Genomic DNA, 14,445 nt, shown 5'->3' on the forward strand with positions numbered 1-14,445 from the left:
TACATACATAAGCAGGAGGAAGAATGAAGATGATCAATCAGCAACGTTTGGTCGACGAATTTTTGGAACTCGTGCAAATCGATTCGGAAACAAAGCATGAAGGAGAAATCGCCAAAGTATTAAAGCAAAAATTCGAAGCGCTTGGACTGCATGTCATCGAAGATGATGCCGCGGCAAAAACCGGACACGGCGCCGGCAATTTAATTTGTACGTTAGAGGCGACAAAAGAAGGTGTTGATCCGATTTATTTCACGTCGCACATGGATACAGTCGTGCCGGGAAAAGGCGTCAAGCCGTCGATTCAAGACGGATATGTCGTCACCGATGGAACAACGATTTTAGGAGCGGACGATAAAGCGGGCTTGGCGGCGATGTTTGAGGCGATTCGCGTCTTAAAAGAGCAAAACATTCCGCACGGCGTGATTCAATTTATTATTACTGTAGGGGAAGAATCTGGGCTTGTCGGGGCGAAAGCACTCGATTCGTCATTGATTCAAGCAAAATTTGGCTATGCGCTAGACAGCGACGGCAAAGTTGGCAACATTGTCGTTGCCGCTCCGACACAGGCGAAATTGAAAGTCGTCGTGCACGGCAAAACGGCGCATGCCGGTGTCGCTCCAGAAAAAGGAGTATCAGCGATTACGATTGCCGCAAAAGCGATTGCAAAAATGCCGCTTGGACGTATCGATGAAGAAACGACGGCAAACATCGGCCGCTTTGAAGGCGGAACACAAACAAATATCGTTTGCGACCGCGTCGATATTTTAGCAGAAGCGCGCTCCTTAGTGCCTGAAAAAATGGAAGCGCAAGTCACGAAAATGAAGGAGGCATTTGAAACGGTTGCGGAAGAAATGGGCGGACGTGCGGAAGTAGAGGTTGAAGTCATGTATCCAGGCTTTAAGTTCGGCGACGGCGACCATGTTGTCGAAATTGCGAAACGTGCCGCGGCAAAAATCGGGCGTCCTTGTGAATTATTGCGCAGTGGCGGCGGCAGCGATGCGAACGTTATTGCCGGTTTCGGCATTCCGACGGTCAACTTAGCGGTCGGCTACGAAGATATTCATACGACGAACGAACGCATGCCGATTGAAGAGCTTGTCAAATTAACGGAAATGGTTGTCGCAATCGTTGAAGAAGTAGCGAAATAATAACGGGCATCCATGTTTGGATGCTCCTTTTATATAAGAAGAGTTGTGAGCAATGAGGGGAGACGGTGGAATGAACAAGTTTGTTATTTTTCAGATCGAACGTGAGCAATACGCGGTTCCGATCGAATATGTCATTTCCATTGAAAAAATGGTGGAGCCGACCATTATTCCGCAAATGCCTGAGTATATGATCGGGGTCGTTCGCATTCGCGGCGAGTTGGTGCCGGTGCTTGATACACGCAAACTGCTGTACGAGCGTTCATTTGAAGAAACGGACAAGACGCGACTGGTCGTCACCACGGCTGAAGATATTTCCGTTGCCTTTATTGTCGATGAGGCGAAAGAGATTCTCGATATTCCGGAAGAAGCGGTAAAGCAAGTCAATATGCTTGCCTATCAGCAAACACCTTATCTTGTCGGGGTCGCCAGCCTGCCGGAGCGGTTGATTATATTAATGGACCCAAACCGATTATTTGCCCATTTGGAAGAAGCAGACGAGATTAAGGAGCATATCCATAGTCACCAATGATTGGTGGCTTTTTCCTTAGACAGTGATGATATTGTGGTTCATGATGATCAGGCGATCAATTTGCAGATCGTTCAAATGATTGTCGAAAAGCATCTCGAGGATTTTCGCGAGTATGCAAAGCAAGTGTTGGCACAAGAAGATAAGGAATAATGATGAGGGGTTGCTGTACGCAGCCTTTTTATTTTTAGGTGTTTGCCCATACATTTTTGTATTCCGCACATATCCTAGAAAAGGAGAGAACGAACTCCACTCGTTTTCTTGTCATTACCACGTGAAGTGCCAAAGGGGGATCTTAAATGGACGAAAGACAATTTGGAATGTATCCGGGTGGCGGATACTACCCGCATTACCCACATCATCATTATCCGTATCATCCTCACTATCCGTATTACCATCACTTCCCGCACTATCCGTATTATCATCACTTCCCGCACTATCCATACGGCCATCAATACGGCGGATATGGCGGATATTAAGATTATCTTAAAGAGTCCTGGGTTCGGGACTCTTTTTTTATTTAAGAAGTACGCGGCAAGCTTTTCTAAATCGCTCTAAATGTAATTCAAAACTTGATATGATAAAATGAACTATGGTATGTTCTTTCATGAACAAATAAAAAGTTATAGAAAGGAACGTTTGACGATGGCAAAACAACAAATTGGCGTCATTGGGTTAGCAGTAATGGGAAAAAACCTTGCGTTAAATATTGAAAGCAAGGGATATTCAGTTGCCGTGTATAACCGTTCCCGCGAAAAGACGGATCAATTTTTACAAGAAGCGCAAGGAAAAAATATTGTTGGTACATATAGCATTGAAGAATTTGTCAATGCGCTTGAAAAACCGCGGAAAATTTTGTTGATGGTGAAAGCGGGCGCACCGACGGACGCAACCATTGAACAATTAAAGCCATATCTAGAAAAAGGCGATATTTTAATCGATGGCGGCAACACGTATTTCAAAGATACACAGCGCCGCAACAAAGAATTAGCCGAACTTGGCATTCATTTTATCGGCACGGGCGTTTCCGGCGGAGAGGAAGGCGCATTAAAAGGCCCGTCGATCATGCCGGGCGGTCAAAAAGAGGCGCATGAGCTTGTGCGCCCGATTTTCGAAGCGATCGCCGCGAAAGTGGACGGCGAGCCGTGCACGACGTACATCGGTCCGGACGGCGCCGGCCATTATGTAAAAATGGTGCATAACGGCATTGAATACGGCGATATGCAGCTCATTGCCGAAGCGTACTTCTTGCTGAAGCATGTGCTTGGCTTAAACGCCCAAGAATTGCACGAAGTATTTGCTGAATGGAATAAAGGCGAATTAAACAGCTATTTAATTGAAATTACGGCCGATATTTTCACGAAAATCGATGAAGAAACAGGCAAGCCGCTTGTCGATCTGATTTTAGATAAAGCCGGTCAAAAAGGAACAGGGAAATGGACAAGCCAAAATGCGCTTGATTTAGGAGTGCCGCTTCCAATCATCACGGAATCGGTGTTTGCCCGCTTTATTTCTGCAATGAAAGATGAGCGCGTGAAAGCGAGCAAGCTTCTTTCCGGTCCGGCGGTGAAACCGTTTGAAGGCGATCGCGCCCACTTTATCGAAGCGGTGCGCCGAGCGCTTTACATGAGCAAAATTTGCTCGTATGCCCAAGGTTTCGCACAAATGAGAGCAGCGTCTGAAGAGTATAATTGGAATTTGCAATACGGCAATATCGCGATGATTTTCCGCGGCGGCTGCATCATTCGCGCCCAATTTTTGCAAAAAATTAAAGAAGCATACGATCGTGATCCACAGTTGCCAAACTTATTGTTGGATCCGTATTTCAAAGACATCGTCGAAAATTATCAGGAAGCGCTGCGTGAAATTATTGCGATTGCCGTCATGCGCGGTATCCCGGTTCCGGCGTTCTCGAGTGCATTAGCTTATTACGACAGCTACCGGACGGAAACATTGCCAGCAAACTTAATTCAGGCGCAGCGCGATTATTTTGGTGCGCATACGTATGAGCGCGTCGATAAAGAAGGTATTTTCCACACAGAATGGCTGAAAAAGTAATAGATAAAAACCCCAACCGTTTACGGTTGGGGTTTTGTTTTTTTATTATATAGACGTTTTATCTTGTTATTATTTTAAATAGGTATATACATATTTAAATAAAATAATATATAAATTTATATGACAGAAGAGGGGTATAAAAATGATGGATCAATCATGTCGAAATATTATTCCAGATGGGTTTCTTTGGGGAGGCGCGGTTACCTCTTTCCAAATGGAAGGAGCATGGAATGAAGATGGAGAAGAGCTGTAAAAAGAGAAAGCACCCTTGGCCCAGGCTAAGGGTGCTTAATGATTCTCTTATAAACTTTCCGTAAATAATAGCACACGCGCCGGTGCGGCGTCCGTGCCGACGAGTTTGAGCGGTGCGGCGACCATAAAATATGAACCCTCTGGCACCTCTTTTAGCCGCAGCCCTTCAATGACGATCACACCTGCGGAAAATAGCGTTTTATGCGTCGGATGCCCCGGCTGGCTTCGCTCAATGCCCAGAGCATCGATGCCGACGCCGCGGATCTTTTTATCGGCGAGGTATCGCGCCGTATCTTCGGCTACATAAATAAACTCAAAGTTAAACGCGTCTTCAAGCGAGTTTTTCGTCTTGAACAAGACAAAATCGTTTTCTTGAATGTCTAAAGCGGCGATGTCGTCTTTCGAAATTTTGTCGCTGACATGCGTTAGATCAAACAATTTGCATGGGCCGACGAGGCGGTCGAGAGAAATCGTTTCAAACGTTTCGCCGCCTTTGACCATATGAAGCGGCGCATCAATATGCGTGCCGGTATGCACGTCCATGTCGATGCGCGATTCCGTGACGTAGTCGTTTGTCACGCTTGTTAGTTTCGGCTGTTTTTCCGGCTTATTTTTATATACAGGCATTCCTTCAAAAATGGGCGCAGTAACATCATAAAACTTCATCACTAAGCGTTCTCCCTTCTTTATTGGTGATAATGAATGGGCCACCAATGGAATCCATCTTTTTTCAGTAATGCATCAGAAGCTTTCGGTCCCATCGATCCGGCTTCATAGTTTGGAAAGTCGGCTGCTTTTGTGTTTTCCCATACTTCTGAAATAGGGTCGACAAATTGCCATGACGCGGCTACTTCATCCCAGTGCGTAAAGTTGGTGGCGTCGCCGTGCATGCAGTCATACAACAGCTTTTCATACGCTTCGGGCGTGTTAATGCCGTCGATGCAGTTGTTGCAGTAATCTAGTTCGATCGGAGTCGTTTTCATGCTTTCGCCGCTTTTTTTGCCGTTTAAATGAAGGGTGATGCCTTCATCCGGCTGAATGTGGATGATTAACAAGTTTGGTTCGATTTTTTCATTTGTTCGATAATACAAGTTCATTGGTACATCTTTAAATTGAACGACAATTTTCGTTGATTTTTCCGTCATCCGCTTGCCGGTGCGAATGTAAAACGGCACGCCGGCCCAGCGGAAATTGTCGATCATCAGCTTTCCGGCGACAAACGTTTCCGTGTTAGAATTCGGATCAACGTTGTTCTCCTCTCGATAGCCGACAACTTCTTTTCCATTCACAACGCCTCTGCCGTATTGTCCGCGTACAAAATATTGATCTACTTCCTCATGGGAAATTGGCCGAAGCGCGCGCAGCACTTTTACTTTTTCGCTGCGGATTTCGTCGGTCGTCAGTTTAATCGGCGGCTCCATCGCCAAGAGCGCAACCATCTGCAGCATATGGTTTTGCACCATATCGCGCAGCGCCCCTGAATGGTCGTAATAGCGGCCACGGTCCTCCACGCCAAGCGTTTCGCTGGAGGTAATTTGAATGTTGGAAATAAAGCGGTTGTTCCAAAGCGGTTCGAAAATCGCATTCGAAAAGCGGATCACCTCGATGTTTTGCACCATTTCCTTGCCAAGATAATGGTCGATCCGGTAAATTTCGTTCTCCGAAAACACTTGGCGAATTTCTTCATTCAGTTTTCGGGCGCTTTCAAAATCATGGCCAAATGGTTTTTCAATGACGAGGCGCTTCCAGCCGTTGGTTGCCGTAAGACCTTCCGATTTTAGGCGCGATGTAACCGTACCGAAAAATTCCGGCGCCATCGCCAAATAAAAAATGCGGTTGCCATTGCTATGGTATGTGTCATCAAGCTCCTCAAGCAGCGACTTTAGCTGCCGATAGGAGGCGGTATCGGTCACATCAAATGGATGATAATAAAAATGGGATACGAATTGTTCATTGTTTAGCTCTTGCCGGAGCGCGTTTTCTACCGATTCGCGGACATAGTTGCGAAATTCATCGTTTGACAGCGGTCGGCGTGCGACTCCGACAACGGCAAACTCCTCAGACAAATTTCCTTTTTCATATAAACGGTAAATGGAGGGGAACAGTTTGCGCTTTGCCAAATCTCCCGTAGCGCCAAAAATCACGATTAATGATTTCGGATTCATGTTGTTCACGGTATGTACCTCGCTTTAGCCAAATTTGTCCCTTCAAGTAAATAATTGTAGAGATTTATGGCGGTGAACGCAAACATTTTAGCGTTTTGTTATAAAAGAGTGTTGAAATCATCCGGCAACCATTGGTACGCTAACAACAGACGACCATCATAGATCGTTTTGCATAAGGAGTGGGTGTTTTGGAGCTATTGTTTTTAGGTACAGGGGCGGGAGTGCCGGCAAAGGAACGAAATGTTACAGCGATTGCGCTGCAGCTGTTGGAAGAACGCGGGGCGACATGGCTGTTTGACTGCGGTGAGGCGACACAGCATCAAATCTTGCGCACATCCATTCGTCCGCGTCGCATTGAAAATATTTTTATTACTCATCTTCACGGCGATCATATTTTCGGATTGCCGGGGCTGCTTGGCAGCCGTTCTTTTCAAGGCGGGGAAACGCCGTTAACGGTGTACGGACCGAAAGGAATTCGCGCGTTTATAGAAACGGCGATTTCCGTTAGCTTCACCCGGCTGAAATATGATTTGCAAGTGGTAGAAATCGACGAAGGAACGGTGTTTGAAGATGAACGGTTTGCGGTCATCGCCAAACAGCTTGATCACGGCGTTCCTTCCTATGGTTTTCGCGTTGTGGAAAAAGATTTGCCTGGCACGCTTTTAGTTGATAAATTAAAGGCGCTCGGCATTCGTCCAGGTCCGATTTATCAGGAAATTAAGCTTGGGAAAACGGTGAAGCTAGAAGATGGGACGGTCATTGACGGCCGCGAGTTTGTCGGTCCGCCGCAAAAAGGAAGAATAGTTGCGGTCCTTGGCGATACGCGCTATTGCGAAGCAAGCATCGAGCTGGCCAAAGAGGCGGACGTGCTGGTGCATGAAGCGACATTTGCCGCGGAAGAAAGCGAATTGGCGCACGATTATTTTCATTCCACCGCCGTGCAGGCAGCGGAAGTGGCAGTGCGAGCCGGCGCCAAAAAACTGATTTTAACGCATATCAGTTCACGTTATCAAGGAATGCTAAGCGAACAATTGCTCGTAGAGGCAAGAAACGTGTTTCCAAACACAGAATTGGCTGCCGATTTTTCTTCCTTTGCTATTGCCCGCAAAAAATAAGGCTGCCGAACATCGGCAGCCTTAAAAACGCCATCCTCGTTCGTATTGCACCGGCGCAGGGATCGTCGTTCCCAACTCTTTGGCGGCGGCGTATGGCCAATATGGATTGCGCAGCAATTCGCGTGCGAGAAACACTAAATCGGCGCGTCCGTTGCGCAAAATTTCTTCCGCCTGCCATCCGGAAGTAATCAAGCCGACCGCTCCAGTAGCGATTTCTGCTTCGCGGCGAATCAATTCGGCAAACGGAACTTGGTACCCCGGATACGCGTTAATCGTTGCCGGAACGACCGCACCGGAGCTGACGTCGATCAAATCGACGCCTTGTTCTTTCATGCGCTTGGCGTATGGAATGTAATCTTTCGCCGTTAATCCCTCCGGATGATAATCGGAAGCGGAAATGCGGACAAAGAGCGGTCCGTCCCATACTTGCCTTACCGCGTCGATCACTTCCCCTAAAAAGCGGTAGCGGTTTTCCGAGGAACCGCCGTATTCATCTTGCCGTTTGTTGGCAAGCGGCGATAAAAATTCATTAATCAAATAGCCGTGGGCGCCGTGAATTTCAATGACGTCAAAGCCGGCCTCCTTCGCGCGGCGCGCTCCGTTTTGAAACGCTTGAATCGTTTCTTCAATGTCCGTTTTCGTCATTTCTTTTGGCGTCCGTGTTTTTTCATTAAACGGAATCGCCGAAGGAGCGATAATTTCTCCTTCCACCTCCGCTTTGCGCCCGGCGTGGGCAAGCTGAATGCCGATTTTCGCGCCGTGTTCTTTCACTAGCGAAACTAATTCGCGCAAGCCATCTACATGTTCATCGCTCCAAATGCCTAAATCGCGGGCAGAAATTCTTCCTTGCGCTGTAACGGCCGTCGCTTCGACGATAATCAGCCCGACTTGGCCAACCGCACGTGTCGGATAGTGGATTTTATGCCAAGTTCGTACTTTCCCGTCCTCCGTGTCGCACGAATACATGCACATCGGGGACATGACAATCCGGTTTTTCAGCGTCACGTCGCGGATCGTATACGGTGAAAAAAGCATCGTTTCCATTTGGCTATTCTCCCTCCAAGTCTTGTATCATTCTTCCAATTGAATGATAGCACGTTTTTTGAGGGAAACAAAGTCAAACGCCTTATTATGTCATGATTGCATAGCCGCGGAAGAAAGTAACGCTTTTCCTAATTCCTCCGACCGTTCCGTCGCCCGTTTAATGCAAGCAGCGACCGCCTCTTGAAAACGGTATTGTTCCAGCACTTCGATGCCGGCTTCCGTCGTTCCGCCCGGGCTTGTGACTTCTTTGCGCAAGATGGATGGATGTTTGTTGGTTGACTGCAGCATGTGCGCGGCGCCGATAATCGTTTGCAAAATTAATGGTTTTGCTACAGAGCGGTCAAGGCCAATTTCTTCGGCTGCTTTTTCCATCGCTTCGACTAAATAATATACGTAGGCAGGACCGCTCCCGGAAAGGCCGGTGACGGCATGCAAATCCTGTTCGGGAACGATCGCAACGATGCCGACGGTCTCAAACAGTTTTTTGGCAATCGCTACATGGGCGGCTGTTGCAAAGCGGCCTTGGGAAATGGCCGTAGCGGATTGGCCGATGGCGGCCGATGTATTCGGCATTGCCCGAATGACAGCCACATTTTTGCCGACTAAAGAAACAATCGTGTCGGTGGTGACGCCGGCTAACAAGGAAATGATCAACTGATGCCCGTGGATTGTTGAGGCGACAGCTCCCATTGCCTCCGCTACATCTTTTGGTTTCATCGCTAAAATAATAATATCCGCCTCTTTGACTGCTTTTCTTTTATCCGTTTCGCTGCGAACCCCGTATGTTTTGTTCATGTATTCAAGCCGTGTTCGGTCGCAGCGGTTGGTTACGATAATTTGTTCAGGCACGTACAGCGTCTTTGTCATCCCGGAAATAAGCGATTCCGCCATGGAGCCAGCTCCGATAAACGTAATGGTTGGTCTGTTTTTCATCGCTGCATTCCTCCTTCTTGTTTAGAAAATAAAAAAGACCTTCATCCCCAAAAAGGACGGAAGGTCTTTTATTCCGCGGTACCACCTTTTTTGGCTCTGCCGGCAACTATCCCGAAAAAGAGCCCACCTCTGCACCGATAACGCCGGTGATGCGTTTAGGTTTTCCTAACAGCTCATAGGGTAGGTTCAACCATGAAGAGGGTAATGAAACCTTCCAGCCCCTGGGTTTCACTCTCTGGCTACCATTCATGGTTTACTGGCCCTACTCATCGCCCATTTGCAAATATTAATTTTTTTGCAATTATGCAATGAAATAAAGGGTGTTGTCAATAGAAAAGAGACAAAATTTTTTATATTTTTTTGCGAATTGTTTAAAAAAAATGACAAACAGCGAAAATCAGTGTAAACTGTAAAATAATGAATAACGATTCATTTTTTATTGCTGGAAAGAAGGGGAATGCAATCATGAAGGAACGCGTTTACCGCATTACTGTGCCAACACCGTTTCCGGTCGGAAATGTAAACATGTATGTTATTGAAGGCGACAACTTGACGCTGATTGATGCCGGGGTGAAAACGGAGGAGGCGTGGCAGTCGTTTCAACAGCAACTTCGCGAATTAGGCTACACTCCTCGAGACATTGATCAAGTCGTGATTACGCATCATCATCCTGATCATGTCGGACTGATTGATTATTTGTCTGAGGAAATTCCGGTCATCGGGCATAAAAAAGCGGACCGCTGGGTTCGCCAAGACGAGACGTTTTTTCAGCAGCAACAGCAGTTTTTTGCGCAGTTTTTAGTCGAGTGCGGCGTTGACCAGTCATTTATTGCTCAGTTGCCTCAGTTGCGCCGATCTCTTCGCTACGCATGCCGCCGTCCACTTGCTGGTACGGTCCAAGAAGGGGATTCTTTACCGGGGCTGCCGCATTGGAAAGTAATCGAAACGCCGGGGCATGCGCAAAGCCATATTGTATTTTATCGGGAAACGGATGGGGTGATGATCGGCGGCGATCATTTATTGCTCCACATTTCGCCGAATCCGATGATGGAGCCGCCTTTTGTCGGGGAGACGGAGCGGCCGAAGCCGCTATTGCAGTATAACGACTCCTTGCGGAAAATGCTCCATTATGATATTGCTTATTGCATGACAGGGCATGGGGAAGACGTGACCGACGTGCCTGCTTTAGTGGAAAAGCGGCTCCGCAAACAGCGGGAGCGCGCCGAGCAAGTGCTCGAAATGATCAAGCAAGGTCCGCATACCGTATTCCAAGTTTGCCAAAAGCTATTTCCTGCTGTCTACCGGCAAGAGTTTATGCTGACGATGTCGGAAACGATCGGGCAGCTGGATTACTTGGAAGCAAACGGTGCAGTGAAAAAGAGACAGACAGGGGATTATTACGTGTATGAAGCGGTGGAGGTGTCTGTTTGAAACTAGAGGGGAAATATATTGTCATCACTGGAGCGTCGGGCGGCATCGGTGAGCAAATAGCCTATGAAGCGGCGCGGCAAAAAGCGGTTCCGATCCTCTTGGCCAGAAATGTAGAAAAGCTGCAAGCGATCGCACAACAAATTGAACGTACATATCGCGTGCCATGCCATTATTTTCGTCTGGACGTAAGCGACATAGCCGCGGTGGAAGATGTATTTCAACAGTTGTTCGATCAGCTCGGCGCCGTCGATGTATTGGTGAACAATGCCGGTTTTGGCGTGTTCCGCTATGTGGAGGATGTCGATGTTGAGGAAATGAAGGCGATGTTTGCCGTCAATGTGTTTGGCTTAATCGCCTGTACGAAAGCGGTATATTCCCATATGAAGGCGCGACGCAGCGGCCATATTATCAATATCGCTTCGCAGGCGGGAAAATTAGCCACGCCAAAATCAAGCGTATATGCCGCCACCAAGCATGCCGTACTTGGGTTTACGGACAGTCTGCGTATGGAAGCGGAACGATATGGGATTTTTGTAACGGCAGTCAATCCTGGGCCGATCCGCACCAATTTTTTTCAAATAGCCGACCAATCAGGGGAATATGTGAAAAATGTGGAGCGCTGGATGCTTGCACCGGAGAAAGTAGCGAAACGGGTGGTGTCCGTCATGATGACGCCGACACGAGAAGTCAATATGCCGCGCTGGATGAACGCAGGCAGCCAGCTGCATCGATTATTTCCATCACTCTTCGAAAAAGTGGCTAAACGGGCGTTTTTTAAAAAATAGCACTCCTTGCCAAAAAGCAAGGAGTGCTATTTCGTAATATAGTCGTAAATGACATCGTGGACGATTTCGTACAGATCCATGTCGCCATCGTCCGTTTTTTTCGCTAAAATTTTCGCACATAACTGTTTCCATTCTTCGTTATTTAGAGGCAGTGATTCGTTGTCATATCCATATTGCAAAAAACAATTGCGAATGAGTTTACGCAGCCATTTTTCCTCCAATTGTGCCACTTCCTGAGCTTATTGCGATTCGGATTCAGAAGGGGTAGCGCGGACAACGGAATGGAATTTTCCTTTATGCGCGCCGTCGCAAAATGGTTTGTTATTCGACAATCCACAACGGCAGAGGGAAAACGTCTGTTTTGTTACGAATTTATTCCCTTCCGCATCAATCAGCTCGACATCGCCTGTCACCCGATACGATCCGTTGTCATTGACTTTAATTTGCACTTTGGCCATGATCCGTTCCTCCTTTTTATTTTGACAGCATCTGGCTTAAGTAGGTACAATAAAAGCAAAAACGAGAAGGAAAAGGAGCATCATTCGGCGTGAACATCACATTTACCGAGAAAGCAATCCAGCAACTTACTCCTATTTTAACGCAATCAAAGCGAATGTTAAAGCTAAAATATGACACAGATGGATGTGGCTGCCTTGTTGACGGCGTCATTGCCTTATGGCTCGTCGATGAAACGGATGAGGACGATCTTGTCATCGAAACGAACTTTGTTCCTATTCTCATCGAAAAGTCCCGTCTTGTCTTTTATGATGATGTAATGACGATTGACGCCGGGCAAGGGGCGAACGTATTTCAGCTGAAAAGTCCTGGGCAAATTTTAAATCCGCGCATGGCGCTTGTCGAAGCGAGTGAACAGCATGAACGATAAATTAAAGCAACTAAAAGATGTAGCAAAGCAGAAAACGTGGGTGTCGTTTTTGCATGGAAGCGACCCGTACAGTTTGCTGCATTGGTCGATCGCCGGCCCTTATCACGAGCCAAAAGACGTTTGGCTTTTGCAGAATGAAATGACGTTTGAAACGAAAGAATTTGCCACGCTCGACGAAGCGGTGTCGTGGATAGATGAACATATGCCGCATATTACAGAAATTTTATAAAAACCGTAACCATTCCGGTTACGGTTTTTCTGCTCGCCTCCGCTTTTCCGATTGTCTAGCTACAGCGCCTAGCCTTTTTCTGCCAAATAACCTTCGCCTTCGGGGGGGGCAAGCACCCCTGCGGTCGAAGAACATTTGGCTTCGAAAGCTAAAAACGACGCTTCCGCTTTTCGTTATTGTGGGGTGTTTTGCCGCTTGGTCGGATGGACCGCTTTTTCTAGTTCTTCTTTGGCGATTGTTGGTTTGACAGTATCTGCGGTCGGTTTTCCTTTTTGGGCGCGCTTTTCTGCCATTTTCTTTCGCTCCTTTGCGTGAAATTGGTTCGTTTTTATCATGCAGGAAGAAATAATGTTTTATTCATAGGGGGATGGATATGAATAAACGGAAAAAAGATCGGGGCAAGCAAGAAGAAGAGCTGCTTTTGCTAAAGGATCGTTTGAATGACGAATTATTTATGAGGCTAAAGAAGAAAAAAGAGGAGCTCATGCAGCAAGAAGAGCGGCGGAAAGCGGAAGAAGAAGCGCGGAAGCGGGAGGAGGCGCGGAGGAAGGAGCAACAGAAAACGTTTGCCCAGCTGCTAGATGAGAGCGACTTAGATTGGCGCCAATTTAAGTAAAAGTCGAAAAAAGGAAGGAGATTGCCATGGACGCTCATTCGATGGAAAGAACGGGTGAGTCGCGTCGTAAAGCCGCATGGATCTTTTTAGCGGTCGGCGTCGTTTTTCTTGCCACCAACTTGCGCGCCCCGATTACCGCGGTCGGGCCGCTTGTTCCATCCATTCAGCAAAGCCTGCATCTTTCCAATGCGGAGGCCGGCATATTGACAACCATTCCGCTGCTGGCATTTGCGGTTCTGTCTCCGTTTGCTTCGCGGCTGGCGCGAAGGTTCGGCATGGAGGCTGTTTTGTTATATTCACTTCTTTTCCTGCTGATTGGGCATATCATGCGCCCGCTGGACAGCGCCTTTTTCCTGTTTGCCGGGACGATTTTCATTGGCACTGCGATTGCGGTAGATAATGTATTGATGCCGGCGCTAATAAAAGAAAAGTTTGCAAACCAGCTTGGCGCGATGATGGGAACGTATACGGTGGCGATGAATCTTAGCGCGGCGCTCGCTTCTGGATTCAGCATTCCGCTGGCGGAAACATGGGGGCTTGGCTGGAGAGGTTCGCTTCGCTTTTGGGCGGTGCTGACGATTGCCGCCTTCCTATTATGGGCGCCGCAAGTCCGCTATCGCAAAAAAGTTCCGCTGCTGCCGGCGGCACATACAGGAAGAGCGCCGCTCTGGAAGTCGCTATTGGCCTGGCAAGTGACGATATTTATGGGAGTGCAGTCATTTTTGTTTTATTCGTTGATCACATGGCTTCCTGTTCTGCTGCAGAGCAAAGGAATGAATGAGGAAATGGCGGGATGGATGCTGTTTTTGTTTCAATTCGCCCAGCTGCCATTTATGTTTATCGTTCCGGTGATGGCAGAGAAAATGGAAAATCAAAAGCTGCTTGTGTTCCTTACTTTTTTGTTAATGGCAGCGGGAATAGTCGGCTGTTTGTTCCAAAGCGCATCGTTCATGTGGCTGTCGGCGGTTTTATTAGGGATAGGAGCAGGATTTGCTTTTTCGCTAGCGATGATGTTTTTTACGCTTCGTACGCGTCATGCCATGCAGGCGGCTGATTTATCGGCGATGGCACAATCGTTCGGCTATTTGCTGGCCGCGTTTGGGCCGCCGGCGTTTGGGTGGCTTTACGACATCACGAAAGGATGGACCGCTCCGCTGGGCTTGCTGCTCTTCGCTTCTGGCTGTTTGCTTTTCTCCGGCCTCGGTGCGGCGCGAAACAAATATATCTCATAAAAAACGAAAGCGGAAAGAACGCTGC

At 47.6% G+C, this 14,445-nt stretch carries 18 protein-coding genes; 12 read left to right on the forward strand and 6 right to left on the reverse strand.

Features of this window, described 5'->3' with window-relative positions; genetic code table 11:
- Positions 1 to 29: 29 nt before the first annotated feature.
- The 5 genes from HT574_RS13855 to HT574_RS13875 all read left to right on the forward strand — a co-directional run bounded on the left by HT574_RS13855 (position 30) and on the right by HT574_RS13875 (position 3,985).
- Positions 30 to 1,148: a tripeptidase T gene (locus tag HT574_RS13855; protein ID WP_175245176.1), complete on the forward strand. Its 1,119-nt coding sequence runs from the start codon at positions 30 to 32 to the stop codon at positions 1,146 to 1,148.
- A gap of 70 nt (positions 1,149 to 1,218) precedes the next feature.
- Entirely contained in the window at positions 1,219 to 1,677 is a 459-nt protein-coding gene (locus HT574_RS13860; protein WP_175245054.1) for a chemotaxis protein CheW, read from the forward strand.
- Between the two features lie 296 nt (positions 1,678 to 1,973).
- Positions 1,974 to 2,153: a hypothetical protein gene (locus HT574_RS13865; RefSeq protein WP_175245055.1), complete on the forward strand. Its 180-nt coding sequence runs from the start codon at positions 1,974 to 1,976 to the stop codon at positions 2,151 to 2,153.
- Between the two features lie 166 nt (positions 2,154 to 2,319).
- Positions 2,320 to 3,732: an NADP-dependent phosphogluconate dehydrogenase gene (gndA, locus tag HT574_RS13870; RefSeq protein ID WP_017435253.1), complete on the forward strand. Its 1,413-nt coding sequence runs from the start codon at positions 2,320 to 2,322 to the stop codon at positions 3,730 to 3,732.
- A gap of 142 nt (positions 3,733 to 3,874) precedes the next feature.
- Positions 3,875 to 3,985, forward strand: a complete 111-nt coding sequence (locus HT574_RS13875) for a family 1 glycosylhydrolase (protein ID WP_254698680.1) — start codon at positions 3,875 to 3,877, stop codon at positions 3,983 to 3,985.
- 47 nt (positions 3,986 to 4,032) lie between these two features.
- Here HT574_RS13875 and HT574_RS13880 read toward each other — a convergent pair whose 3' ends face one another.
- Complete coding sequence (locus HT574_RS13880) at positions 4,033 to 4,650, reverse strand: cyclase family protein (protein ID WP_175245177.1); 618 nt, start codon at positions 4,648 to 4,650, stop codon at positions 4,033 to 4,035.
- 20 nt (positions 4,651 to 4,670) lie between these two features.
- Positions 4,671 to 6,149 (reverse strand): glucose-6-phosphate dehydrogenase, encoded by a 1,479-nt coding sequence (zwf, locus tag HT574_RS13885; protein WP_217499556.1) that lies wholly within the window; start codon positions 6,147 to 6,149, stop codon positions 4,671 to 4,673.
- Positions 6,150 to 6,337: 188 nt separating this feature from the next.
- Here zwf and rnz point away from each other — a divergent pair, with 188 nt between their 5' ends.
- Positions 6,338 to 7,264 (forward strand): ribonuclease Z, encoded by a 927-nt coding sequence (gene rnz / locus HT574_RS13890; protein ID WP_175245057.1) that lies wholly within the window; start codon positions 6,338 to 6,340, stop codon positions 7,262 to 7,264.
- 21 nt (positions 7,265 to 7,285) lie between these two features.
- Here the strand turns inward: rnz and namA are convergent, their stop codons facing one another.
- Together namA and proI are read right to left on the reverse strand one after the other, a co-directional pair.
- Positions 7,286 to 8,308, reverse strand: coding sequence for an NADPH dehydrogenase NamA (gene namA, locus HT574_RS13895; RefSeq protein ID WP_175245058.1), 1,023 nt, complete (start codon positions 8,306 to 8,308; stop codon positions 7,286 to 7,288).
- A 90-nt stretch (positions 8,309 to 8,398) separates the two neighbouring features.
- Positions 8,399 to 9,241 (reverse strand): pyrroline-5-carboxylate reductase ProI, encoded by an 843-nt coding sequence (proI, locus tag HT574_RS13900; protein WP_175245059.1) that lies wholly within the window; start codon positions 9,239 to 9,241, stop codon positions 8,399 to 8,401.
- A gap of 465 nt (positions 9,242 to 9,706) precedes the next feature.
- On the opposite strand from proI, the gene HT574_RS13905 reads away from it, so the two are divergent.
- Together HT574_RS13905 and HT574_RS13910 are read left to right on the forward strand one after the other, a co-directional pair.
- Entirely contained in the window at positions 9,707 to 10,672 is a 966-nt protein-coding gene (locus tag HT574_RS13905) for an MBL fold metallo-hydrolase (RefSeq protein ID WP_175245060.1), read from the forward strand.
- Positions 10,669 to 11,457, forward strand: a complete 789-nt coding sequence (locus tag HT574_RS13910; RefSeq protein WP_175245061.1) for an SDR family NAD(P)-dependent oxidoreductase — start codon at positions 10,669 to 10,671, stop codon at positions 11,455 to 11,457. The genes HT574_RS13905 and HT574_RS13910 overlap by 4 nt, the downstream gene beginning before the upstream one ends.
- Positions 11,458 to 11,483: 26 nt before the next feature.
- Here HT574_RS13910 and HT574_RS13915 read toward each other — a convergent pair whose 3' ends face one another.
- Both HT574_RS13915 and HT574_RS13920 read right to left on the reverse strand, forming a co-directional pair.
- Positions 11,484 to 11,678 (reverse strand): YqzH family protein, encoded by a 195-nt coding sequence (locus HT574_RS13915; protein WP_017435262.1) that lies wholly within the window; start codon positions 11,676 to 11,678, stop codon positions 11,484 to 11,486.
- Positions 11,679 to 11,696: 18 nt separating this feature from the next.
- Positions 11,697 to 11,915: a CDGSH iron-sulfur domain-containing protein gene (locus HT574_RS13920; RefSeq protein ID WP_017435263.1), complete on the reverse strand. Its 219-nt coding sequence runs from the start codon at positions 11,913 to 11,915 to the stop codon at positions 11,697 to 11,699.
- Positions 11,916 to 12,004: 89 nt separating this feature from the next.
- On the opposite strand from HT574_RS13920, the gene HT574_RS13925 reads away from it, so the two are divergent.
- From HT574_RS13925 to HT574_RS13940, 4 genes are all read left to right on the forward strand, one after another.
- A complete protein-coding gene (locus HT574_RS13925) occupies positions 12,005 to 12,343 on the forward strand; it encodes an iron-sulfur cluster biosynthesis family protein (RefSeq protein ID WP_017435264.1) in 339 nt (112 codons plus the stop codon).
- Entirely contained in the window at positions 12,333 to 12,572 is a 240-nt protein-coding gene (locus tag HT574_RS13930; RefSeq protein WP_017435265.1) for a YqkC family protein, read from the forward strand. The genes HT574_RS13925 and HT574_RS13930 overlap by 11 nt, the downstream gene beginning before the upstream one ends.
- A 373-nt stretch (positions 12,573 to 12,945) precedes the next feature.
- Positions 12,946 to 13,188, forward strand: coding sequence for a DUF3886 domain-containing protein (locus HT574_RS13935; RefSeq protein WP_061579923.1), 243 nt, complete (start codon positions 12,946 to 12,948; stop codon positions 13,186 to 13,188).
- 26 nt (positions 13,189 to 13,214) lie between these two features.
- Positions 13,215 to 14,420 carry a CynX/NimT family MFS transporter gene (locus HT574_RS13940; protein ID WP_254698681.1) on the forward strand — a complete coding sequence of 402 codons (1,206 nt, stop codon included), beginning with the start codon at positions 13,215 to 13,217 and terminating at the stop codon, positions 14,418 to 14,420.
- Positions 14,421 to 14,445 lie beyond the last annotated feature (25 nt).

Source organism: Parageobacillus sp. VR-IP (genome assembly GCF_013357975.1).
Taxonomy (GTDB): Bacteria; Bacillota; Bacilli; order Bacillales; family Anoxybacillaceae; genus Saccharococcus; species Saccharococcus caldoxylosilyticus.